Here is a 21,986-nt window from a genome sequence, read left to right on the forward strand (position 1 = left end):
CTATAAAAAGGGGGGCAGCTATGAAAGATATTAATAAATTACCAGAAAATTTTCAAGATTTTGAAGAAGCAAGACGAGACGGATTTTTAACTATAAAAGAACTCAAAGACAGCGGAAAAAGCATAGTAGGGACATTTTGTACCTATACACCTAAGGAATTAATCTATGCAGCAGGAGCTGTCCCGGTATCACTTTGCTCGCTAAGTGAAGAAACTATACCGGCGGCAGAAAAACACCTGCCAAAAAACTTATGTCCATTGATAAAGGCCAGTTATGGTTATGCTCTTACAGATAAATGCCCGTATATGTATTTTTCGGATATGATTGTAGGAGAAACAACGTGTGACGGGAAAAAGAAGATGTACGAACTCTTAGGAGAGTTAAAAGACACCTATATAATGCAGCTTCCCCAGACACAGGATAAAGAGAGGGGAATGGATCTTTGGAAAGAAGAGATATCCAGATTTAAAGATAAATTAGAGAAAAAATTTAATGTATCTATCTCAAAGGAAAAAATTTCAGAGGCAATCTCCCAGATTAATGATGAAAGAAAACTTCTAAAGGAGTTTTATAGTCTGGGGAAATTAACTCCGCCGCCTCTTTCAGGATATGAGATGCATAAGGTTTTAAATGGTGTAAGTTATACCTTTGATAAAAAAATTCAAAATGAAAAAATTAGAGAAATAATAGAAAATTTAAAGGAGATTGACAGGAATAATAATTCCAAGGTTTCTGTGAAAGCACCGAGAATATTAATTACAGGATGTCCTATAGGAGGAGTAGCAGAAAAAATAATAAAGCCTATTGAGGATGCAGGAGCTGTGGTAGTTACATATGAAAATTGTGGGGGAGCTAAGAACTTGGACAGGCTTGTAGATGAAACAATAGATCCTATTCAGGCACTTGCAGAAAAATATATATCTATTCCTTGCTCTGTTATGTCACCAAATACAGACAGGGAAGATCTTTTAAAGAGACTTATCGATGAATATCAGGTAGATGGAGTTGTAGAGTTAATTCTTCAAGCTTGTCACACCTATAGTGTAGAAACTCACAAGATAAAAAGGGTTGTGACCAAGGAAAAAGATATTCCATATATATCCCTTGAAACAGATTATTCAACAGGGGATACAGGGCAGATAAAAACAAGGATAGAGGCATTTATAGAGATGTTGTAGAAAACTAAAATTTCGACAATTGAATAAGGTTATGTACACTATACCTAAATAGTGCAAATTATACCTTTGATAAAATAGAACAAAATGATAGAATAATAGATATAACTGCTAAAATGAAGAGAAAGTATAAAAATGCATAAAATTTTAGAAGTTGAGACATAAAAATATAAACTGGGGTGAAGATCATGAAAAAATTGTTTGTTATACTGACACTGGCGATTGGTTTAATAGGATGTGGCAGTAAAGTAGAGGAACCAAAAAGTCAAGTAACTAAGGAAGGTTCTGTTAGTGTAAAGGAAGTACAAAAAGCAGAAAAAGATAAAAATATAGTTTTAATGGATACCAGAAGTTATGATGAATATAATGGGTGGGATTTAGATGGAAAAGGAGTTAATGGTCATATTCCTGGATCAGTAAATTATCCTACCAGTGCTATAAAAGACGGAGATGTAGAAAAGGCTCTTGAGAGAAAAGGAATTGTAGCGGGGAATGAGATAATTCTTTATGGTAAAGAGTCTAAAACTATGGCAGCAGCTCTTACAGAAAAAGGGTATACAGTATCTATCTTTGACGGAGGAGTAGAAAAGTGGGCAGAAAATTCATTATCTTTTGAAAAATTAAAAAGATATGAAACTATCGTACCTGTGAGCTGGGTTAAAGATCTTTTAGATGGGAAAAAAGTAAATCATTATGATGGAAGACCTGTAAAAGTATTTAATGTAGGATGGGGTGAAAAAGGAAAATCTCATAAAGAGGGACATATTCCTGGATCTTACTGGATGCATACAGGATGGGTAGAGGAAGGGCCTCTTTGGAACAGAGTTGATGATATGAAAATTAAGACTGAGATGGAAAAGCAGGGAATCACAACTGATACTCTTGTACTTATCTATGGTGATCCTATGGCTGCTGCAAGATTTGGAGTTATAGCTAAGTATGCAGGGGTAGAAGATGTAAGAATGATAAATGGCGGACTTAAGGGATGGAAAGAAGCAGGGTATCCTGTGGAAACAGAGATGAAAACTCCAGAGTCAGTAAAAGAATTCGGTGCAGAGGTACCTCAAAACCCGGAAATTATCGTAGATCTACCTGAAGCTGTAGAGTTATTGAAGGCTGAAGATGGGGATCTTATCAGTATTAGAAGCTGGAGAGAGTACTTGGGAAAAATCAGCGGTTATGATTATATCAAGCCGAGAGGAAGAATCGAAGGAGCAAAATGGGGGATGGCAGGATCGGACCCTTGGCACTTAGAAGATTATAGAGGAATGGATCAATTTCATATGAGGCCATATACTGAGATCCAAAAAATGTGGGAAGGATTGAAAATAAATTCTGAAAATCATTTGGCATTTTATTGCGGAACAGGATGGAGAGCAAGTGAAGTATGGTTCTATGCACAGGCTATGGGTCTTGAAAGAATATCTGTATATGATGGCGGATGGAAAGAATGGTCTGAAACAAAGGAAACAAAGAAGAAGGTTTTAAAAGGTGAACCTAAGGTATTAAACGAAGAAAGTTTTGTTGATTAGAAAATAGAGGATGACTTCTGCATTATGCAGGAGTCATTTTTTTTTATTCTACAAAATTACAAAACTCATGCAACTAAATAAAAGATTATAAAAATTTAGAGTATGCCGATCTGAATGCAACATCATGTTGTTTTTTATTTTACAAAAATAAATTTAAATGCTAAAATTTATTAAAAAATATTAATATAAAAATGACAACAATAAGGAGTTACTAGTAAATGAAAAATAAGAACAATTATCTAAGTTTAAGAAAACTGTATAAAAAAACTACTATATTATTAATTTTACTGAGTCTAACTACTATTTCTTTTTCAAAGACACATCGTGTAAGACCAGGGGATACTTTAGATGTGATCAGCAGAAAATATAATATAAGTATTAGTCAGCTCCAGGCAAGAAATGATTTGGCTGCAAATAAAATTATTGCAGGAACAAATCTTGATGTTGGTGGAGATGGGTATCATATTGTTGTATATGGTGAAAATCTTTCATTGATAGCATCCAGATACAATCTGACTCCTTCAAAAATAATGGCTCTAAACAATATGAAAAATCAAACTATTCATCCTGATATGAAGTTGAGAGTTTCAGGAAATTCCAGGCAGAAGAATGTAGTTAAACCTATTTCAACTAATAGATCAAAAACTTCTAGCCATAAAAATTATTTTACCATTAAAGAGTTTGTCGATAGAGAAACTTATCGAAAATATGGGTCAAGAAGTATTTGGTTTGTAGATAAAGAACTTATTGATCAAATGAATCAGTTAAGGGAATTGTTTGGCCGTGAAATCACAATTAATAACTGGGCAACTGGAGGTCAATTCCAGTGGAGGGGATTTAGAACTTCCAGATCTCCAGAATATACGTCTTATTCATCTCATTCTTTTGGAAGAGCTGTAGATTTTGATGTCAAAGGACTCTCGGCTGCCCAGGCCAGGAAAAAAATTATTGGGTGGTATAATGAAGGGATTTTAATCTCTAAATCAATAAGTCTTGAAACAGAAGTCTCATGGGTGCATCTAGATATTAGAAATGGAGGGGGACTGAGAACCTTCAAGCCATAAAAGTGGATACAGGTATTTTTTAGGAGACGACAGAGCTGTCATCTCCTATTTTGTATTTAACTAATAAATTTTATATTACAATAATTTTATCTCTATATTTCACCACTGTTCACATTGAAGCGACATTTTTTATGTTATTTTGCATATATTTTGCGTTATTTGTCGTGAAAATGGACGTAAGTAAATGGGAAATATAGGAGGGTAATCATGATAAAAATAAAAATGAAATAAGTAAGTATTATATTTTAAAATATAACATTGAAAAAAACTAAGAATTAATGGTAAAATATGAGGTAAATTATTAACTTTAGGAGGAAATAAAATTGAATAAAAAGCCTTGGGATAAAGGAATTGCAACAAAAATGCTTACAGAGGACCAAATCGCTGCAAGAGTGGCTGAGTTAGGAGCTCAAATCACAAAAGATTTTAAAGATAAAGAGGAAGATATAATCGTAGTGTGTTTATTAAAGGGATCGATTATATTTATGGCAGACCTTTGTAGAAAAATTGAATTACCACTAAAGATGGATTTTATGACTGTATCTAGTTATGGAAATGAATTTGTATCAACAAGAGAAGTAAAGATCAAAAAAGATTTAGATGAAAATATCATGGGGAAACATGTAATCGTAGTAGAAGATATAATCGATTCAGGAAATACATTGAAAACTGTATTAAAGATGTTAGGACACAGAGGACCTAAGTCAGTATCATTATGTACACTTTTAAACAAGCCTTCTAGAAGGGAAGTTGAGATTGACGTACAATATATTGGTTTTGAAATAGAGGATGAGTTCGTATTAGGTTATGGATTAGACTATATGCAGGAATATAGAAATATTCCTTACGTAGGTATCATGGGGAATTTAGAAGAATTAGAAGACTAAGGAGATAATAGGGAATGAAATATTCAGTAGATGTAATGATCTCAAAAGAAGAGATCGCAGGTAAAGTAGCAGAATTAGGAGAAAGAATAAATAAAAAATATAAAGACAGTGAAGAATTAGTATTGATCGCTCTTTTACGTGGATCAGTAATATTTATGGCAGATATTGCCCGTGAATTAAAATTAGAGAATGTAAGATTGGACTTTATGACTGTATCTAGTTATGGAAATTCTATGACTTCTTCTAGAGATGTAAAGATCAAAAAAGATATTGAAGATTGTATCAAAGGTAAAGATGTTCTTATTGTAGAAGATCTAATAGATACAGGATTTACTTTGAGTAAAGTTGTTGAGATATTAAAGATCAGGGAACCAAAGTCTCTTAGTATTTGTACACTTTTAGACAAACCGGCTAGAAGAGAAGCAAATGTTGATGTGGAATTTTCAGGATTCCAAATTCCAGATGAATTTGTAGTAGGATATGGAATCGATTATGCAGAAAAACATAGAGAACTGCCGTTTATCGGAAAAGTAACTATAGAAAAATAAACTATAGGAAAGCAGGTGAAAGATGGGATTTAAACATAAGAAAAAATATGGACAAAACTTTTTGACCAATGCAGGTCAGGTTTTAGACAGAATTATAGAAGTTTCAGATGTAAATTCTGAAGATGCTATAGTAGAGATAGGACCTGGTGAGGGAGCACTTACAGAGCTATTATTGGAGCATGGAAAAAAAGTTACATGTATGGAGATAGATACAGATCTAGAAAAAATACTAAGAAGAAAATTTGAAACCAACCCGAAGTTTACTTTACTTATGGGAGACGTTTTAGAGCAGAATTTTCAAGAAAAAATAGGAGAACCTATAAAGGTAGTAGCTAATATTCCTTACTATATCACTTCTCCAATTATTCATAAATTGATAGAAAATAGAAATATTATAAATCAAATTTATATAATGGTGCAAAAAGAAGTGGCTGAAAGAATATGTGCAAAATCAGGAAAAGAGAGAAGTGTTCTTACACTATCTGTTGAATACTTTGGTGATGCAGAATATCTATTTACTATTCCAAAGGAAGATTTTGATCCGGTACCTAAGATTGATTCGGCATTTATGTCAATTAAACTTCGTACTGATAATAAGTATGAAAAATTAGTCGATGAAGCTACATTTTTTAAATATGTAAAGGCAGCCTTTGCTAATAAGAGAAAAAATATACTGAATAACTTATCTAATTTAGGGTTCAGTAAAGCTGAATTAAAAGAAAAATTAGAGACTATAGGTATAGAGGGAAATAGAAGAGCCGAAGCTATAAGCATCGATGAATATATGGAACTTATCAGAGTCTTAGAGGAAAAATAATAATTAAAGGATTGAGAATGGAGATAAAAATCCATTCTGAATTTTTTATTAAGGGGATAATAGATCGCCACAGGCGTAAAGGAGGTAAAAAATTATGATGAGAAGTTACGAGTTTTTCATTCAAACAGAAAGAAAACACATCGATTTTATAAATAAAGTAATGGAAGCTTATGAAGGTCTGGGAATAGTCAGAACTTTAGATGCTAAATTAGGAACAATAAAGATTATATCTACTGAATTTTATGCTGATGAGGTTAGAGTTGTAGTAGAAGACCTGGATGCAAACGGGGTATATGCCAAGATAACCTATGAAGGACCTTGGAAGGGTGTATTATAAAAAAAGTGTAAAATAAAGGTCAGAAGGAGGCAATAATGGAAAAAAATTGTCATACGATAGATCACAGAGTCTACTATAACGAAACTGACCAAATGGGAAGGGTATATCATTCGAACTACGTTATCTGGATGGAAAAAGGAAGAACTGAGTTTATCAGGACTAAGAAGATCTCCTACAAATCTCTGGAGGAAGATGGAATCTTTCTTCCTGTATCGGATATAGATATAAAATTTTTTAAAGCCATAGAATACGATATGGAATTAAAGATAAAAACTATCCTGACGGAGATAAATAGAATTAAAGTTAAATTCAGATATGAATTTTATGATAGTAGGATGGAGACTCTTTTTGGAGTTGCAAATACCACAAATATCTTTACAGACAGGGATGGAATACCTAAAAGAGTCAGTAAAGAACTAGTAGATAGGATAAAAAACAATTAAAAATTGATAGATATTGCACAGATAATTTAATTAAAAGATAAAAGTTATCAATTTGGCCAAAAGCCAGGGAGGAATATAAAGATGGAAAAATTAGAAGCACTATTAAAATATATAGTTTCAGAAATGGTAAAAACACAAGATGCAATCGATATTACATATGAGGAAAAGAAAGACCTTATTGTTTTTAAAATAAGAGTAGCTGATGGTGAATTAGGAAAAGTAATAGGTAAAAACGGTCTGACTGCAAATGCTATCAGAGGAGTAATGCAGGCAGCAGCAGTAAAAGATAAATTAAATGTAAATGTAGAATTTTTAGATTAATTAGGAGGTAAGAATATGGACTTGATTTCAGTTGGAAAAATTTCAGGGACTCATCACCTAATGGGAACGGTCAAGGTTTCTTCAAATTTTGAAGACCTAAGTATAATAGTAGGGTCAAAAGTTATTATAAAAAATGACAGTGGGATGAGTAGAATACTGACAGTAACAAATATAAAAAAAATAAGTCCTAAAAGATTAGCTTTTGACTTTGAAGAGATAACTAATAAAACCGAAGGAACTGCTCTATCTGGATATTCTATCTATGTGAGAAAAGATATCTTAGGATTGGAAGAGGATGAATATTATGCCTCTGATATCATTGGGATGATGGCTGTCACTGTAGAAGGAGAAGAGTTGGGAGAGATCACTGATTTAATGGAAACAGCAGGTCATGATATCTATGTGATCGGTAAGGGTAAGGAAGAGATTATGGTTCCTTCAGTAGACGAATTTGTAAAAGATATTGATTTTGAAAAGAGGGTAGTTACTTTTAAACTGATAGAGGGAATGAGACCATGAAAATAAATATTTTGACTCTTTTCCCTGCTATGTTTGCCGGTTTTAAAAGTGAAAGTATAATAAAAAGAGCTATAAACAGCGGGTCACTGGAGATAAATATCATAGATATAAGAGATTACACCTTTGATAAACATAATACTGCTGATGATACTCCATTTGGTGGAGGAGCAGGGATGGTGTTAAAAGCTGAGCCTATATTCAGGGCATTGGAAAATACATCTGGTAAGGTAATCTATACCTCTCCTCAAGGTGTGACACTGAACCAGAATTTATCCAATGATCTTAGTGCTGAAGAGGAAATAACTATAATAGCAGGTCATTATGAAGGTATAGATGAAAGGGTTATAGAGGAAAAAGTAGATTTAGAGATCTCAATTGGGGATTTTGTATTGACTGGAGGAGAGCTGCCAGCTATGGTTATAGCTGATTCCATAGCCAGACTCCTGCCCGGTGTAATAAAAAAAGATTCCTATGAACAGGATTCATTTTATAATGGCCTGTTAGATCATCCTCACTATACTCGTCCGGCAGAATTTGACGGATTGAAAGTACCGGAAATATTACTTTCGGGACACCATAAAAATATAGAGTTGTGGAGAAAAAAGGAAAGTCTCAAAAGAACCTATCTGAGAAGACCGGATCTATTAGAGGGAAGGGAATTTACCAAGGAAGAGAAAAAGTTATTAAAAGAGATAGTAGAAGAACTTTAGGTCTCTAAGCTTTTTTGTTTATCTAAAATTAATTCTTTAGGAAATTATAAAAGGAAGGTATAAATATATGATATATTCTTTAAAAGATAAAAAACCAGAGATTGGAAAAAATAACTATATAGCTCCCAATGCTACCTTAGTAGGAGATATTGAATTAGGTGAAGATGTAAGTATATGGTTTGGAGCTGTACTACGTGGAGATATGAGTAAGATCACCATTGGAAATGCCTCTAATATCCAGGATAACTGCACAGTTCACGGAGATGCACCTTATCCTGTTACTTTAGGAGAAGGTGTTACAGTAGGACATAATGCTATTGTTCACGGATGTACTATAGGAGATAATTGTGTGATTGGTATGGGGTCTATTTTATTAAATGGTGCAACTATACCTAAAAATTGCCTTGTAGGAGCCGGATCTGTTGTAGGAGCTAACCTAGAGATTGAGGAGGGAAGCTTAGTAATAGGAAACCCTGCCATAGTTAAGAAAAAATTATCGGATAAATATATTGAATATCTAAAGTATGCAAAGGATGTATATATAAATGATATTGATATCTATACAAAAGAGTTGGAAGAACTGAAGTAAAAAAACAGAAAAAAGGAGATAATAAATGAGAGAAAAAATATATTTAGGGCTAGTACACTATCCTGTATACAATAGAAACCAAGAAACAGTAGCTACATCGGTAACAAACTTTGATATCCATGATATATCTAGAAGTTGCAAAACATATGATGTAAAGGGATATCATATAATAACTCCAGTAGATGCTCAGGTAGAGTTAACTAGTAGAGTAATCGGATACTGGAAAGACGGATTTGGTAGAAACTTCAATAAAGACAGAGAAGAAGCATTTTCTAGTACTTATGTTACTGAAAGTATTGAAAAAGCTATGGAAGAGATTGAAAAGGCTGAAGGTAAAAAACCGGTAGTTATCACAACCTCTGCAAGAGTATATGATAATTCAATTTCATATGAAGATATGAGTGAAAAGATCTATAATGATGACAATGTTTACTTATTATTATTTGGTACAGGACATGGTTTAGTAGATGAGATCATGGATAGCTGTACTCATATCTTAGACCCAATAAGAGGTAAGACAAAGTATAATCATCTGTCAGTAAGATCAGCAGTAGCTATAATCTTAGATAGATTATTAGGAGAAAAGTAGAATTAAAAATCCCCCTATTAGAATAATAGGGGGATTTCTTTTATTCTTTAAAAGATTGTACCCACAGAGGGCATAATCAAAATTTTAGGTTTATCTGGATGCAACGTCACCTTGCTATTTATATTTGCTTAGTTTTTTCTCTTAACCAGTTTGTTTCATCTTCATTTAAATATGGAGACAGTTTAGCAAATGTAGCAGCATGGTAGGAGTTGATCCATTCTAATTCATCACTATTTAACAGGGCAGGATCGATAGAATTTATATCAATCGGGAAGAATGATATAGTCTCAAACTCATAAAAAGTCCCGTTTTCATTGGTAAAAGCTTCCTTTACTATAACTGTATTTTCAGTACGAATACCATGTCTGCCTTCTTTATATACACCAGGTTCAACAGTTAAATTCATACCTACTTCTAAAGGAAGATCGTGACTTTTTCTAACAGAAAAACCTTGCGGACCCTCGTGAATATTTAGGAAAAACCCAACCCCATGACCAGTTCCACACTTATAATCTATCCCTTCTAACCATAGGGGATATCTGGCTAACATATCTAATTTATAACCGGTAGTCCCCTTTAAGAATTTAGCCCTGCTGAGGTTAATTACACTTTTTAGTACCAGAGTAAAGTCTTTTTTCTGCTCAAGTGTGATATCTCCTAATGAAAATGTTCTGGTAATATCGGTAGTCCCATTGAGGTATTGTCCCCCTGAATCTACCAATAAAAACCCACAAGATTCCAGAGTGTATGTATTTTTTTCATTGGCTTTAAAATGCATAAGAGCTGCATGGTCTTTATGCCCTGCAATAGTATCAAAACTTATCCCTTTAAACCCGTCTATCTTTGATCTTTCATTTTTGATAATATCTTCTACATCTAATTCAGTGATAGGAGTTTTTTTGAAATTTTCTTCAATATGTTTAAACCCTTTTAGGAGAGCTATAGAATCATTTAAATAGCATTCCCTTGAATTTTGTATCTCTACCTCATTTTTAACAGCTTTTAAATGGGTAGTGATCTCTTTATTGTGGATAATTTTATTATTTTTAAGCAATGACTGGATAAAAATACTTGTTCTTTCCGGGCTGAGATAGATATTTTTATTCTCTAAATTAGATAAAATATCAGTGATCTCATCGTAGGATTTTAAAATTACATTGTTTTCTTTAAGGTATGATTTAGTTTTTTCATCTAATTTATCCTGATCTATAAATATAGTAGTCTTATCATCTTCAATAAGTGCATAGGCATAGAAAGTAGTATTGTTCAGTACATCGCTTCCTCTCAGGTTAAAAGTCCATGCAATGTCATCTAAAGAACTCAGAATATAGCTGTCAGCTCCATGGGAGTGATAGATTTCCCGAATAATATCAATCTTTTCCAATGTAGACTTACCAGCATAACAGAGGTCATGAACAAATATATTTTCCTTTGGAAAACTAGGCCTGTCATCCCAAATAGATTCCAATAGGTCATACTGGATTTTAAAGTTGTCATCCTCGAACCCTTTTTTTAATTCATTATAGGCAGAAACAGAGATTACTTTCCCGTCAAATCCAATAATACCATCTTCTTTGACAACACTTTTTAACCATTCAGGGTAGGTAGGTACTCCCTCTTGAGCCATTTTAAAAAGATCAAAGCCACTTCCTTCAAGTTCTTTTTCAGCCTGGATAAAGTATCGTCCGTCTGTCCAAAGACCAGCAGAATCAGAGGTAATAACAGCAGTTCCAGCACTCCCTGTAAAGTTACTGATCCATCTTCTGCCTTTAAAATATTCTGCTACATATTCACTCTGGTGTGCATCTGAACTGGGAATAATATAAGCGTCTATCCCATTTTTACTCATTTCATCTCTAAGTTTTAAAAGTTTATCATTTAACATTTGTACCTCCCTTAATTATTTTTAATATTTTATTCAATCCAAGTATACTCTATTTCCTAAAAGAAGCAAGTCAAATTCTAATAATAAATTAAAAAAACAAATTTTATTTTATGGAAATGAAATTTGATAAAATAAAGCTATAAAAAAGCAACGTGACGTGGCATCCTCGACTATAAAAAAAATGATCTTTTCTTTGAAAAGACCACTTTAATCTACTCTATTTAATATTATATATCTGAATCTCCTAAAATTTCAGTTTTTAGTTTTTTATCCACAGGAGTATCTCCTATCCATAGCTGGATCAGCCTTTTACTGAATAGATCTCCATGTATAGATTTGATCAGTTTGTTATTTTTATAAACTTCGACTCCTATATCTGGGATTATATTAAAGATGAATTTATCTCCCTTTTTAATCTCTTCGTCGAATGTAGATAAAAAAATATCTATCTCATCCTGGAGTTGTTCCATCTCTTCTTTGGTGGAAGAGTTTTTCAATTCAGACCGAAGGGCACTTTTTAATAACCTGCGATTGATCCAGCTAGAGACAATATAAAGGTGCATACTTTTAATGGTATTAGAGTTAATTATAGATACGGCATCATTTGCAGGAGATGTAACATATAAAGATCCCACATATATATCCATAAAAAATTTATTCCTGGTACCGGCACCGTTTAAAACAAGATCCTGGCCATGGACTTTAATTTTATTCTTTAGAACTACATCATTGATTGTCTGGGTGTATGAAAGGTTAGAAAAAATAAAAAAATATAAGATGATTTTCTTCATATAAAACTCCTTAAACTTTACTTGAAAGTCATGCCCATAACATGTGAATCATAATATTTACCGTCAGCAAAGAAATTTTTTCTGATTGTTCCTTCCAATTCAAAACCTAATTTTTTATATAAAGCAATAGCACTTTTATTATCTTCCCGGACTTCCAGATTAATTTTCTTGATTGCCTTGTTGTCTTTAACCCATTCAATGAGGTGAGAGAGCAGGTTGTATCCAATCCTGTTTCCCCAATAATCTTTTAAAACACTTATTCCAAATTCACCTGCATGTTTGGTTCTCTGACGATTTCCTCCTCTAAATTGGAGGTTTCCTATGATAATCTCATCCAGCTCAGCAACAATAGAATATTGGTTGTCATAATTTATAAAATTTTCGATAGATCTATCCTGATCTTCTAAATTGAGGTTTAATTCCGATCTAGAAGCCCTCATATAAGTGGTTTCATCTGCTAAAGTAGTTCTATAAGTTATAAAATTTTTAGCATCTTCAGGAGTTATCTCCCGAATCAGATAGTTTTTTTTATTTTTTAAATTGTATTTTTTCATATTAGTATTCCTCCAAATTAGTTTTGTGACATTAATTTTGATTCTTTATCCCGGGTAAATTGGTGGGTGTAAAGGGTGAAATAACTTCCTTTTTTATCCATTAAAAAATTATGATTACCCTCCTCTATAATCTCGCCATCCTTTATAACCAAGATTCTGTCAGCGTTAATAATGGTCGAGAGTCTATGGGCAATTATAAAGCTGGTTCTTCCGTGTAAAAGGATATCGGTAGCATCCTGAATCATCTTTTCACTCTCTGCATCTATAGAGGAGGTAGCCTCATCTAAGATAAATATACTGGGATTTTTTAGGATAGCCCTGGCAAAGGAGATCAGTTGTTTTTGTCCTGTAGAAAGGTTATTTCCTCCCTCTCCTACTTCTGTATCGTAACCATGTTTAAATTTATGAATAAAATCATGTGCCTTTACTAATTTGGCTGCGTCTACAATCTCTTCAAATGCAGCGTCCCTCTTCCCATAGGAAATATTATCTTTGATTGTACCGCTGAACAGATGGGGGGTCTGAAGAACATAACCTAGATTATGGTGGAGCCAGCTCTGGGATCTGTTCTTATAATCGATACCATCTATAAGAACACTTCCCTCTGTGGGTTCATAAAACCTGCATGCAAGATTTACAATTGTGGATTTTCCAGATCCTGTTTCACCTACCAGAGCTATGGTTTCACCAGAAGATATCCTGAGGTTAAAGTTTTTGAGGATAGGTTCCCCGTTATTATATTTGAAGTCAACATTTTTAAATTCAACATCACCTTCTATTTTTTCCCAGTTATGAATTTTTTTTTCACATATATCCCCGTATTTTTCAATTATTTCTTTAGAATCTTTAATTTCAAGATCTGAATGAATGAGCTCTAATACTCTTTCGAAGGAGGCATGAGCTGACTGCATCTCTGTAAAGACACGGGAAAATTGTTTTATAGGATCAAAGAACATGGTAGTATAGTTGATAAAAAGAACCAAGGTTCCTATACTGATAGCTCCATTTAAAATAAAATTCCTGCCGACTCCTAAGACCGCTATAAGTCCTACACTATTTAGTCCTATTATCATAGGAAGGTACAGTGCAGTAATAATAGCTGCTCCAACAGATGTTCTATTCATTCGGGAGCTTAAGTTTTCAAATTCATCGATATTTTTTTCTTCATTTACCAGGATCTTAGATGTTTTGGCTCCTAAAATACCCTCGTTGTATGCTCCGGTAATAAGGGAATTAATTTTTCGTACATCTCTCTGGCTTCTTAAAATTTTTCTTTGAAAATAGATACTTATGGCAACTAAAATTGGGAGTAAAAGGGTAAGGATCAGGGCCAGTTTATAGTTTAATTTAAACATCATGATCAAGATACCACTAAGAAATCCAATGCTCCAGATCATATCTACAAATCCCCAGGCTACAATTTCACCTATTTTCCTGATGTCAGAGGTCATTCTTGCCATGATCCATCCATCGGCATTGGTATCAAAATATGAAAATGACTGATATTGTAATTTTTCAAAGGCTTTTTCCCTGAGAGAGTAAACCAGTGCCATCTCGACTTTTCCCCCAAAGGAGATAAAAATGTAGATTAAAATTAATAAACTTATGGTAATTCCGATATATTTTATTAAAAATAAATCTATTCCCTGGGTGCTCTCCCGGAGGATAAAGTCATCTATGGCAATTTTTTGCATAACAGGAAGATAAGCTTCCAAGCCGGAAATAATAATTATACTGATAAAGATGACAGCGATCTTTCCCTTAAAGGGTTTAAGAAAGAGCAAGATATTTTTTATGATATTTATAGATGATTTTTTATTTATTGTTTCCACTATTAAACCCCTTCCTTCATTCCATCTTCCTGGATCTTTAAAATTCTTTTGTAGAGACCATCCCTACTTTTTAACTGATTATGAGTTCCATAACCGGTAATTTTTCCATCCTCCAAGATCATTATTTTATCGGAGTCCATGATCGAGGATATTCTGTGAGAAATTATTATTGTTGTTGAAGAATCATGCTTTTTCTTCAACTCCTGTCTGATTGACGCATCGGTTTCTATATCCACTGCACTGAGGGAGTCATCAAAGATCAATATCTTATGGTTATTAATGATCGTTCTGGCTATGGCTATCCTTTGTTTTTGACCTCCAGAGAGGGAAACTCCCTTTTCTCCTACCTGGGTGTTGTATCCCTCTTTAAAATTTAAAATTCCCTCATGGATAGATGCAGTTTTGGCAGCAGCAAAAATATCACAGTCATCTAAGATTCTTTTAGTGATGCCGATATTTTCTTTGACATTCTTTGCAAAAAGAAATGTTTCCTGCAGAACCAGTCCAACGTTTTTTCTGATCCATTTTTTATCTATCTCCTTTAATTCTATGCCATCAATCTTTATAGAGCCGCTATCATAGTCGTATAACCTTGTGATTAGGTGGATAAGAGAGGATTTTCCGCTTCCTGTAGGTCCTAGTATACCCAGGGTCTCCCCTATCTCCAAATTAAAGGAAATTCCATTTAATACCGGTTTATCCACATAGGAAAATTTAACATCTTCAAAAACTATCTTTCCATTTATTTCAGGTTTCTTTAAGTTTTTCTCTCCATTAAAATCACTTTCAATGTCTAAGATCTCCTCTATCCTCTCAAAGGAAACGGCAGCCTTACCAAAATCACTTAATACCCGTCCTAAATTTCTCACAGGAAATTCTAACTGCCATACATACATTCCAAAGGCAATTACAGTACCAATGGTAATGGTTCCAGCAACAGCCCATCTAATACCTAAAAATAGGACTAACCCCATCTGTATAAAGGAAAAAAATGATGAGACAGGCCAATAGTAGGCAAATAACTGGATGAGTTTATAGGTGACATCACTATAATGTTTATTGGAACGATGGAATTTTTTTATCTCTAAATCCTCACTGGCAAAAGCTTTGACTACCCGGACACCATGGATGTTCTCCTGGAGGATGGTCGATAATTTAGCTTCAGCTTCATCGGAAACTTTAAAATATTTTTTCACTACAATAAAAAAATATAAGGAGAATATAAACATCAATGGAACTATCGACAGTACAATGATGGAAAGTTTAAAATTTAAGTTGATCAGGGTGAAAAAAATAATTGTAATCATTAAAATTATATTTACTACTTCAACTAATTGTATAGCTAAAAATTTTCGAATCGTCTCAACGTCAGAAGTACACCTTTGGAGGAGATCTCCTGTTTCTATATCATTAAAATAGCTATATTTAACATTTTGAAGCTGGGTATACAGTTTGTCTTTGATGGTTTTTGCCATCCCTTCAGATGCCACACTGGATAATTTTCCTTTAAGATATAGACAGCACCCCTGAAAAACAGCAATAAAAATTATAAGAATGCACGCATTTAAAAGACTTTTGCCTATAAAAAAATCCATAGATTTCTCAAAAAAAGAGCCGGATAGATCGGAATTTTGTATGATGATATCTACTGTATATTTAATAATAAGGGGATTCAACAGGGAAAATAGAGTTGCTCCAAGAACAGTAAGGGTGGAAAGTAAATAAACTCTGCGGTATCCCTTTGTATAAGTATAGATTTTGTTTAAATAATTCATTGTAACCTCCTTGTCCATAAACAGAGTATACTATGTTTTTTTATCCCTTCAAAATTTAATGATTTGAATAGAAATTACCTCATTTTATAAAAGACCGATAATTGATAGATATAATATTTAAATTAAAGATAAAAGTAAGAAAAATTAATTTTGAATTTTTTAATTGTTATGTAATAATAAATATAATAAAAAAAACTAAAATATTTTAAGTAAGAATATCAGGAGGGGTAAGATGTCAGCAGATGTTATAGATTATGAAATTAAAGGTGAAGGAATCCAGTTAGTGGAAATAGAGTTAGACCCTAGAGAGGGAGTGAGAGCAGAGGCAGGAGCTATGACCTACATGGAAGATGGGATAGACATGCAGACAAAAAATAAAGGCGGCCTCTTTGGAGGTTTCAAGAGGATGATAACTGGAGAAAGTTTCTTCATCACAACATTTTTAAATGAAGGGAATCAAAAATCAAGAGTTGGATTTTCTGCACCATACCCGGGACAGATAATTCCTATAGATCTAAAAAAATTTAATGGTGAATTTTTATGTCAGAAAGATTCCTATCTGTGCTCGGCAAATGGGATAGATATAGATGTGGCTTTCACTAAAAAATTAGGAGCTGGATTCTTTGGAGGAGAAGGATTTATCCTTCAAAAATTAAGAGGAGATGGAATGGCTTTTATCCATGCAGGAGGAACCATAGTTGAAAAAAAATTAGCTCATGGGGAAACACTGAGAGTAGATACAGGGTGTGTTGTAGGATTTGAATCTAGTGTAGACTATGATATTAGATTTGTAGGGGGCTTTAAAAATGCTATGTTCGGTAAGGAAGGGCTGTTTTTGGCGACTTTACAGGGACCGGGAACTGTATATATACAGTCTATGCCAATATCAAAATTAGCTGAAAGATTAGGTGCAGCAGTAGGAAGTAACAGGGGACAGAGTAATAGTGGCGGAGACATGCTGGCAGGAGGAATAGCAGGAGGCATATTAGGAAGTATGTTTGGTGGAGACAATGATTAATACTCATAAAAAAAAAATTAAAGCTGTGATCGATATTGGAACTAATTCATGCAGGCTATTTATTGCCTGTATAGAAAATGGAAAAATTACAGATAAAATATTAAAATTAATGGAAATAACAAGGCTCGGACAAGATGTAGATAAAACAAGAATTTTAAGGCAGGATGCTATGGATAGGACCGTAGAAGCTCTAAAACTATACAGAAGAAAGATAGATGAATATGGTGCAGAGGAGATAAAAGTTACTGCAACTTCTGCTACCCGTGATTCCAAGAATAGAGAGGAATTTATCTCCCGGGTAAAGGCCGAAACAAATCTCGAGATCCATTGTATTACAGGAGAAGAAGAGGGAAGGTTGAGTTTTTCCGGAGCGGTATCTGAATTTGATGAAAAAATTATGGTGTTTGATATAGGCGGAGGAAGTACAGAATTTATCTTAGGGGATAAAAACAATATTGAATATATAGAGAGTTTCAATGTAGGTGCAGTAAGACTAGGAGAAAAATTCTTTAAGGGAAAAGAAGATCTTTTAAATGGTGAAGTTTGGGTGAAAGAAATTTTGAAAAAACTGTCTAAGTATAAAGATCAGTCATTCAGGCTGGTAGGGGTAGCCGGTACTGTTACTACTCATGTCAGTGTACTCCTGGAGATGGAGGAGTATGATACCGACAGGGTACATATGTATAAGCTGACTAAAAAAGATATCTTAAAAAATCTGGATAAATTTTCAAGACTGTCACTGGAGGAGAGGAAAAAAATAGTGGGGTTACACCCAAAGAGAGCTGAGGTAATTATTCCAGGAACCTATCTCCTGTTATGGATAATGGAGGTTCTGGAAAGGGATAAAATTATAGTTTCAGAGTCAGATATCTTAGAGGGAATGATGACCCATGAGTAATAGATATATTGTTTATGGTCGTGTACAGGGAGTAGGGTTCAGATATTTTGTTTATCAATTGTCTGAAAAGTTAAAATTTAATGGAAGTGTAAAAAATTTGTCTGATGGAAGTGTAGAAATAATCATAGATAGCAGCAGACAGGGAGAGATCCTAAATGAGATTAAAAAAGGTAACTTTTTTAGTCATGTGGAAAAAATCATAAAAACAGAGACGTTGGATCTCAGTTATGATGATTTTAAAATTTTATACTAGCAGATTGACAAAAAAAGGCTCCTAAATTAGGAGCCTTTTTTTATTGAAAAAATTATATTTTAGTTAGATTCACCCGATAAAATGATTTTTCTAAGTTCCTTAATCTTTTCTAAACTAGAATCTGTCAGTTTATAGATCTTTTGGATCTCTGAAATATCCTCATTGAGTAGGAGCAAAAATGTTAAGACAAAAGAACAGCTGGAATTAACCAGATAATTTATTTTTTTCAAGGTATTTTTATCTAACTTTTCCAGGATAAGATCGGTATTTTTATAGATTCTATTAACTAATTCTTCGATATAGATAATCCTATTTTTATTGAATTGAAGTGCAAATTTAATCAATTTTTTCTCTAAATGTTCCTCTTTTGCTACTTCAAAATTATTGAAATGAAAGACTCCTAATTTTTTGCAGATAGATCTAATAAACCTGTCGTTGTACTTCAGGTAAAAATTGATACTTGAAAGATCCAGACGAAGGCTGTATTCTTTTTCATTAAATCTGTCCTTATAAAAATTCTCAACTACCTGAACATCATGTTTAATAGAATCGAATTCATCATCGATACTCTCTAACATGGCACTTATTCTAAATAGTTTTCTTTGAACTTTATTTGGGATATTGGCAAGAGTTTTATATCTTAATTGGTGGTCTATTTGAGCCCAGATATGCTGTAGTGCCGTTCGTATCTGTACTTCAAATTTAAAATCTGTGCACCCATAAAGATTTTTTTGGCTGGGTTTACATTTACAGATATAGTGAAGAGACAGGTAGCCCATCTCGTTATATTTTAAACTTTGAAGTTTGTTTGTTGAGTTTTTATAATCAATCTTGAAATTTTCTTTGAGAAGTTTTAAAATTCCATCGAGGTCTTCCCTGTAGTATGTAATTATACGAATACCCAGGATATCGGTCATCTCTTCCAATGGGTTTTTATATTTATTTTTTTTCATCTCTAACTTTCTTTTAAAACTATCCAGACTTTTTACACGAGCTTCTGTCTTTACATAGAATATATTATTGTCTTTTAGAATTCTTTCAATTTTTTGCTGGAGGTGAAATATAAATATTTCGTATTCCTGCATATTATCTTGAAATTCTTCAACCCAGTGGGAAAGATCATCCATTCTGTCTCCTTTTGTTAACTTATAGATACGGTATCTATTATAAAAAAATTGAGTTACATCTTATTTATACACCATAATGTGAAAAATGGCAAGAAGGGTAGTTTTATGAGTAGCTCAAATGAAAGGTGTTTTCTATTTATATTGAAGAAAAATATATAGTATACTCTGGTGGTTTGGCAGAGTGTTTGCTATTAAATAGAAGAGGGAGACTGAAGGCAACTAAAAAAATTTAAAACTTGTGTAGAAAGATGAAAAAGGATAAAATAAAAAAGAACATAAACAAATTTTAAATTTTATATAGGGGGTAAAAATGAAAAAAATTGTTTTAATTACAGGAGCCAGTTCAGGAATAGGAAGAGCTGCAGCACTTAGATATGCAGAAAAATCCTATGATTTAATCTTGGTGGCAAGAAGGGTGGATAAATTAGAGGAACTTAAAGATGAGATACTTGGATTTAAAAATATTGATATTAAACTTCTGCAGATGGACATATCCAGTTCAGAAGATGTAGAAAAGAGTATCAATTCATTGGAAGATAAGTGGAGAAAAATAGATATATTAGTAAACTCAGCCGGCTTAGCATTGGGGATGGATAAGATCCATGAAAGTGAATACAGTTCATTTGATAATGTCATAGATGTAAATGTAAAGGGGTTATTATATATGTCTAAAAAAATAATTTCTCTCATGTTGGAAGCCAAAGTAAATGGACATGTGGTGAATTTAGGATCTACAGCAGGAAGAGGAGCATATCCAGGAGGGGGAGTTTATTGTGCCAGTAAAGCGGCGGTAAAAACATTATCCGATGCAATGAGGATAGATCTTATAGATACTCCTATCAGGGTAACAAATATAGAGCCGGGAATGGTGGAAACTCCATTTTCAAATGTCAGGTTTAGAGGAGATGACAAAAAAGCTGAAAATGTATATAAGGGGATAGAAGCCCTGACTTCAGAAGATGTAGCTGAAGTTATTGTATATACGACTTCATTACCGCAGAATATACAGGTGTGTGAGCTGATGCTGACTCCGAATAAGCAAGCTACGGGGCGAGATATTCACAAGCTCACACCCCAGTACGAAAATGAAAAATAACCAGTAAAAATTAATCACTAATATAATCTGATTTATGGTATAATTGAGTAACTTTAAAAGGAGGAATTATTATGACTAAAAATAAAAAAAGTTTATTAAGTGGCTTAGGATTTATAGTAGAATCATTCTCTTTGTCTTTTCATTCTGAACCTTTAAAGTATGGAGAATCTATTTTAAGGGATAAACAATTATTAAAAAATGATTGGACTAACGTTGGAAATAGTATTAGAGGAGGAATTGATGAAATCAAAAACTCAACAAAATGCTGTAAAGACTTCTAATGAATCAGGAGAAATGCAAGCGCGTCACGAAGCTTATGAAGGGCCGATACCACACCCAAATATTTTAAAAGGACTTAAAGGAATTGATGAAACATTTCCTGAAAGAGTTTTTATAATGGCAGAAAAAGAACAGGCTCACAGACATGAAATGGATACTAAACTAATGAAAAACCATTCTTTTATGTCAAAGACAGGATTGATTTTTGGGTTTTTAATTGCAATTTTATGTATAGGAGCAGGTTTGTACTTGGTAATTTCTGATAAATCTGTAAAGGGATTCACTTTGATTTTAACACCTATTGCAGGAATTATAGCTTCTTTTATGTTTAAAAATAAAACAGAGAATAAATAATAAATTAAAAGCAGGATGGGCTTCATCCTGCTTTTTTAGTTCTTATGTATTCAGCTAGGCAGCCGTTAAAGGCAAGATGCCAGGACTTTCTGTATGGCTCATACCAGAGCTCCCATTTGATTCCGTATCTATTCCTGAAGTTTTCCAGATCCTCTTTTTTCCCAAAGAGTTCTATATGAGTTTTATAAAGATCCACTGTGAAAAGTGAAATATCAACTACTATTCCTAGAGGGTCAAAGGCAAGATGCATATTTCTAGTAACACCATTATAATCAAAACCCCGGATTAAATATGCATATATTTGGGTTTCTAAATTGAATTTTTTCTTTATATCATTAATTTTAAAGCCGTTTATGAAAAGCTGATAATACATCTCTTTTTCAAGATATTTATCAATGATTTCTTTGTAATCTTGGCTAAATTCTTCTATTGTGTAGTTTAGTTTTCGTAAATTTATTTTGGAACTAATAGAAGTAGGAAGAATATTTTTCTCTTCTCTCCATAGTCTTCTACCTGTTGGATCTCCTAAAAATTCTTTTACCTCATCTTTACTATATTTTGCTTTAATTTTATCATATAAGATCATGGCTCCT

The 21,986-nt window shown here is 33.2% G+C and carries 26 protein-coding genes; 19 read left to right on the plus strand and 7 right to left on the minus strand.

Annotated elements, in window-relative coordinates; translation table 11 throughout:
- The first annotated feature begins 20 nt into the window (after positions 1-20).
- From NRK67_11880 to NRK67_11940, 13 genes are all read left to right on the plus strand, one after another.
- Positions 21-1,178 carry a double-cubane-cluster-containing anaerobic reductase gene (locus NRK67_11880; protein ID UUV17981.1) on the plus strand — a complete coding sequence of 386 codons (1,158 nt, stop codon included), beginning with the start codon at positions 21-23 and terminating at the stop codon, positions 1,176-1,178.
- 185 nt (positions 1,179-1,363) lie between these two features.
- Positions 1,364-2,707 (plus strand): rhodanese-like domain-containing protein, encoded by a 1,344-nt coding sequence (locus tag NRK67_11885; GenBank protein ID UUV17982.1) that lies wholly within the window; start codon positions 1,364-1,366, stop codon positions 2,705-2,707.
- Positions 2,708-2,925: 218 nt separating this feature from the next.
- Complete coding sequence (locus NRK67_11890; protein UUV17983.1) at positions 2,926-3,771, plus strand: LysM peptidoglycan-binding domain-containing protein; 846 nt, start codon at positions 2,926-2,928, stop codon at positions 3,769-3,771.
- Positions 3,772-4,133: 362 nt separating this feature from the next.
- Positions 4,134-4,658, plus strand: coding sequence for a hypoxanthine phosphoribosyltransferase (gene hpt / locus NRK67_11895; protein ID UUV19936.1), 525 nt, complete (start codon positions 4,134-4,136; stop codon positions 4,656-4,658).
- Between the two features lie 14 nt (positions 4,659-4,672).
- Positions 4,673-5,206 carry a hypoxanthine phosphoribosyltransferase gene (gene hpt, locus NRK67_11900; GenBank protein UUV17984.1) on the plus strand — a complete coding sequence of 178 codons (534 nt, stop codon included), beginning with the start codon at positions 4,673-4,675 and terminating at the stop codon, positions 5,204-5,206.
- Positions 5,207-5,228: 22 nt separating this feature from the next.
- Positions 5,229-6,023 carry a 16S rRNA (adenine(1518)-N(6)/adenine(1519)-N(6))-dimethyltransferase RsmA gene (gene rsmA / locus NRK67_11905; protein UUV17985.1) on the plus strand — a complete coding sequence of 265 codons (795 nt, stop codon included), beginning with the start codon at positions 5,229-5,231 and terminating at the stop codon, positions 6,021-6,023.
- Between the two features lie 94 nt (positions 6,024-6,117).
- Complete coding sequence (locus NRK67_11910) at positions 6,118-6,360, plus strand: DUF4911 domain-containing protein (GenBank protein UUV17986.1); 243 nt, start codon at positions 6,118-6,120, stop codon at positions 6,358-6,360.
- Between the two features lie 35 nt (positions 6,361-6,395).
- Complete coding sequence (locus NRK67_11915; GenBank protein UUV17987.1) at positions 6,396-6,803, plus strand: acyl-CoA thioesterase; 408 nt, start codon at positions 6,396-6,398, stop codon at positions 6,801-6,803.
- A gap of 81 nt (positions 6,804-6,884) precedes the next feature.
- On the plus strand, positions 6,885-7,124 hold the full coding sequence (locus NRK67_11920; GenBank protein ID UUV17988.1) for a KH domain-containing protein: 240 nt from the start codon (positions 6,885-6,887) through the stop codon (positions 7,122-7,124).
- Positions 7,125-7,139: 15 nt separating this feature from the next.
- Complete coding sequence (gene rimM / locus NRK67_11925) at positions 7,140-7,643, plus strand: ribosome maturation factor RimM (protein UUV17989.1); 504 nt, start codon at positions 7,140-7,142, stop codon at positions 7,641-7,643.
- Positions 7,640-8,353 (plus strand): tRNA (guanosine(37)-N1)-methyltransferase TrmD, encoded by a 714-nt coding sequence (gene trmD, locus NRK67_11930; GenBank protein UUV17990.1) that lies wholly within the window; start codon positions 7,640-7,642, stop codon positions 8,351-8,353. Before rimM ends, trmD begins: the two co-directional genes overlap by 4 nt.
- Positions 8,354-8,420: 67 nt before the next feature.
- Positions 8,421-8,942, plus strand: a complete 522-nt coding sequence (locus NRK67_11935) for a gamma carbonic anhydrase family protein (protein ID UUV17991.1) — start codon at positions 8,421-8,423, stop codon at positions 8,940-8,942.
- A 25-nt stretch (positions 8,943-8,967) separates the two neighbouring features.
- Positions 8,968-9,531 carry an RNA methyltransferase gene (locus tag NRK67_11940; GenBank protein UUV17992.1) on the plus strand — a complete coding sequence of 188 codons (564 nt, stop codon included), beginning with the start codon at positions 8,968-8,970 and terminating at the stop codon, positions 9,529-9,531.
- Between the two features lie 118 nt (positions 9,532-9,649).
- Here the strand turns inward: NRK67_11940 and NRK67_11945 are convergent, their stop codons facing one another.
- The 5 genes from NRK67_11945 to NRK67_11965 form a co-directional block, all read right to left on the minus strand.
- Positions 9,650-11,416, minus strand: coding sequence for an aminopeptidase P family protein (locus NRK67_11945; protein UUV17993.1), 1,767 nt, complete (start codon positions 11,414-11,416; stop codon positions 9,650-9,652).
- A 227-nt stretch (positions 11,417-11,643) separates the two neighbouring features.
- Positions 11,644-12,207, minus strand: a complete 564-nt coding sequence (locus NRK67_11950) for a chalcone isomerase family protein (protein UUV17994.1) — start codon at positions 12,205-12,207, stop codon at positions 11,644-11,646.
- Positions 12,208-12,224: 17 nt separating this feature from the next.
- Positions 12,225-12,761, minus strand: a complete 537-nt coding sequence (locus NRK67_11955) for a GNAT family N-acetyltransferase (GenBank protein UUV17995.1) — start codon at positions 12,759-12,761, stop codon at positions 12,225-12,227.
- 17 nt (positions 12,762-12,778) lie between these two features.
- On the minus strand, positions 12,779-14,593 hold the full coding sequence (locus tag NRK67_11960) for an ABC transporter ATP-binding protein/permease (protein UUV17996.1): 1,815 nt from the start codon (positions 14,591-14,593) through the stop codon (positions 12,779-12,781).
- Between the two features lie 2 nt (positions 14,594-14,595).
- Positions 14,596-16,368, minus strand: a complete 1,773-nt coding sequence (locus NRK67_11965) for an ABC transporter ATP-binding protein/permease (GenBank protein ID UUV17997.1) — start codon at positions 16,366-16,368, stop codon at positions 14,596-14,598.
- A 232-nt stretch (positions 16,369-16,600) separates the two neighbouring features.
- Between NRK67_11965 and NRK67_11970 the strand changes: the two genes are divergently transcribed.
- The 3 genes from NRK67_11970 to NRK67_11980 are packed head-to-tail and all read left to right on the plus strand — an operon-like array spanning position 16,601 to position 18,537.
- A complete protein-coding gene (locus tag NRK67_11970) occupies positions 16,601-17,386 on the plus strand; it encodes a TIGR00266 family protein (GenBank protein ID UUV17998.1) in 786 nt (261 codons plus the stop codon).
- The gene (locus NRK67_11975; GenBank protein UUV17999.1) at positions 17,379-18,284 is read left to right on the plus strand and encodes a Ppx/GppA family phosphatase; all 906 of its coding nucleotides are present in this window, start codon (positions 17,379-17,381) and stop codon (positions 18,282-18,284) included. Before NRK67_11970 ends, NRK67_11975 begins: the two co-directional genes overlap by 8 nt.
- The gene (locus NRK67_11980) at positions 18,277-18,537 is read left to right on the plus strand and encodes an acylphosphatase (GenBank protein ID UUV18000.1); all 261 of its coding nucleotides are present in this window, start codon (positions 18,277-18,279) and stop codon (positions 18,535-18,537) included. Before NRK67_11975 ends, NRK67_11980 begins: the two co-directional genes overlap by 8 nt.
- Positions 18,538-18,596: 59 nt before the next feature.
- Here NRK67_11980 and NRK67_11985 read toward each other — a convergent pair whose 3' ends face one another.
- Positions 18,597-19,664 (minus strand): hypothetical protein, encoded by a 1,068-nt coding sequence (locus tag NRK67_11985; GenBank protein UUV18001.1) that lies wholly within the window; start codon positions 19,662-19,664, stop codon positions 18,597-18,599.
- Positions 19,665-19,974: 310 nt separating this feature from the next.
- On the opposite strand from NRK67_11985, the gene NRK67_11990 reads away from it, so the two are divergent.
- The 3 genes from NRK67_11990 to NRK67_12000 all read left to right on the plus strand — a co-directional run bounded on the left by NRK67_11990 (position 19,975) and on the right by NRK67_12000 (position 21,393).
- Positions 19,975-20,760, plus strand: coding sequence for an SDR family NAD(P)-dependent oxidoreductase (locus tag NRK67_11990; protein UUV18002.1), 786 nt, complete (start codon positions 19,975-19,977; stop codon positions 20,758-20,760).
- A 71-nt stretch (positions 20,761-20,831) separates the two neighbouring features.
- On the plus strand, positions 20,832-21,041 hold the full coding sequence (locus tag NRK67_11995) for a hypothetical protein (GenBank protein ID UUV18003.1): 210 nt from the start codon (positions 20,832-20,834) through the stop codon (positions 21,039-21,041).
- Entirely contained in the window at positions 21,001-21,393 is a 393-nt protein-coding gene (locus tag NRK67_12000; protein UUV18004.1) for a DUF2335 domain-containing protein, read from the plus strand. Before NRK67_11995 ends, NRK67_12000 begins: the two co-directional genes overlap by 41 nt.
- Before the next feature lie 22 nt (positions 21,394-21,415).
- Here NRK67_12000 and NRK67_12005 read toward each other — a convergent pair whose 3' ends face one another.
- The gene (locus NRK67_12005; protein ID UUV18005.1) at positions 21,416-21,979 is read right to left on the minus strand and encodes a hypothetical protein; all 564 of its coding nucleotides are present in this window, start codon (positions 21,977-21,979) and stop codon (positions 21,416-21,418) included.
- Positions 21,980-21,986: the final 7 nt, after the last annotated feature.

It is taken from the genome of Fusobacteria bacterium ZRK30 (assembly GCA_024628785.1).
Lineage (GTDB): Bacteria > Fusobacteriota > Fusobacteriia > Fusobacteriales > Fusobacteriaceae > Psychrilyobacter.

Bases quoted from the DNA above. Each gene is read 5' to 3' on its own strand.
- NRK67_11880 (UUV17981.1), top strand. From the start codon at position 21: ATGAAAGATATTAATAAATTACCAGAAAATTTTCAAGATTTTGAAGAA.
- NRK67_11885 (UUV17982.1), top strand. From the start codon at position 1,364: ATGAAAAAATTGTTTGTTATACTGACACTGGCGATTGGTTTAATAGGA.
- NRK67_11890 (UUV17983.1), top strand. From the start codon at position 2,926: ATGAAAAATAAGAACAATTATCTAAGTTTAAGAAAACTGTATAAAAAA.
- hpt (UUV19936.1), top strand. From the start codon at position 4,134: ATGCTTACAGAGGACCAAATCGCTGCAAGAGTGGCTGAGTTAGGAGCT.
- hpt (UUV17984.1), top strand. From the start codon at position 4,673: ATGAAATATTCAGTAGATGTAATGATCTCAAAAGAAGAGATCGCAGGT.
- rsmA (UUV17985.1), top strand. From the start codon at position 5,229: ATGGGATTTAAACATAAGAAAAAATATGGACAAAACTTTTTGACCAAT.
- NRK67_11910 (UUV17986.1), top strand. From the start codon at position 6,118: ATGATGAGAAGTTACGAGTTTTTCATTCAAACAGAAAGAAAACACATC.
- NRK67_11915 (UUV17987.1), top strand. From the start codon at position 6,396: ATGGAAAAAAATTGTCATACGATAGATCACAGAGTCTACTATAACGAA.
- NRK67_11920 (UUV17988.1), top strand. From the start codon at position 6,885: ATGGAAAAATTAGAAGCACTATTAAAATATATAGTTTCAGAAATGGTA.
- rimM (UUV17989.1), top strand. From the start codon at position 7,140: ATGGACTTGATTTCAGTTGGAAAAATTTCAGGGACTCATCACCTAATG.
- trmD (UUV17990.1), top strand. From the start codon at position 7,640: ATGAAAATAAATATTTTGACTCTTTTCCCTGCTATGTTTGCCGGTTTT.
- NRK67_11935 (UUV17991.1), top strand. From the start codon at position 8,421: ATGATATATTCTTTAAAAGATAAAAAACCAGAGATTGGAAAAAATAAC.
- NRK67_11940 (UUV17992.1), top strand. From the start codon at position 8,968: ATGAGAGAAAAAATATATTTAGGGCTAGTACACTATCCTGTATACAAT.
- NRK67_11945 (UUV17993.1), bottom strand. From the start codon at position 11,416: ATGTTAAATGATAAACTTTTAAAACTTAGAGATGAAATGAGTAAAAAT.
- NRK67_11950 (UUV17994.1), bottom strand. From the start codon at position 12,207: ATGAAGAAAATCATCTTATATTTTTTTATTTTTTCTAACCTTTCATAC.
- NRK67_11955 (UUV17995.1), bottom strand. From the start codon at position 12,761: ATGAAAAAATACAATTTAAAAAATAAAAAAAACTATCTGATTCGGGAG.
- NRK67_11965 (UUV17997.1), bottom strand. From the start codon at position 16,368: ATGAATTATTTAAACAAAATCTATACTTATACAAAGGGATACCGCAGA.
- NRK67_11970 (UUV17998.1), top strand. From the start codon at position 16,601: ATGTCAGCAGATGTTATAGATTATGAAATTAAAGGTGAAGGAATCCAG.
- NRK67_11975 (UUV17999.1), top strand. From the start codon at position 17,379: ATGATTAATACTCATAAAAAAAAAATTAAAGCTGTGATCGATATTGGA.
- NRK67_11980 (UUV18000.1), top strand. From the start codon at position 18,277: ATGAGTAATAGATATATTGTTTATGGTCGTGTACAGGGAGTAGGGTTC.
- NRK67_11985 (UUV18001.1), bottom strand. From the start codon at position 19,664: ATGGATGATCTTTCCCACTGGGTTGAAGAATTTCAAGATAATATGCAG.
- NRK67_11990 (UUV18002.1), top strand. From the start codon at position 19,975: ATGAAAAAAATTGTTTTAATTACAGGAGCCAGTTCAGGAATAGGAAGA.
- NRK67_11995 (UUV18003.1), top strand. From the start codon at position 20,832: ATGACTAAAAATAAAAAAAGTTTATTAAGTGGCTTAGGATTTATAGTA.
- NRK67_12000 (UUV18004.1), top strand. From the start codon at position 21,001: ATGAAATCAAAAACTCAACAAAATGCTGTAAAGACTTCTAATGAATCA.
- NRK67_12005 (UUV18005.1), bottom strand. From the start codon at position 21,979: ATGATCTTATATGATAAAATTAAAGCAAAATATAGTAAAGATGAGGTA.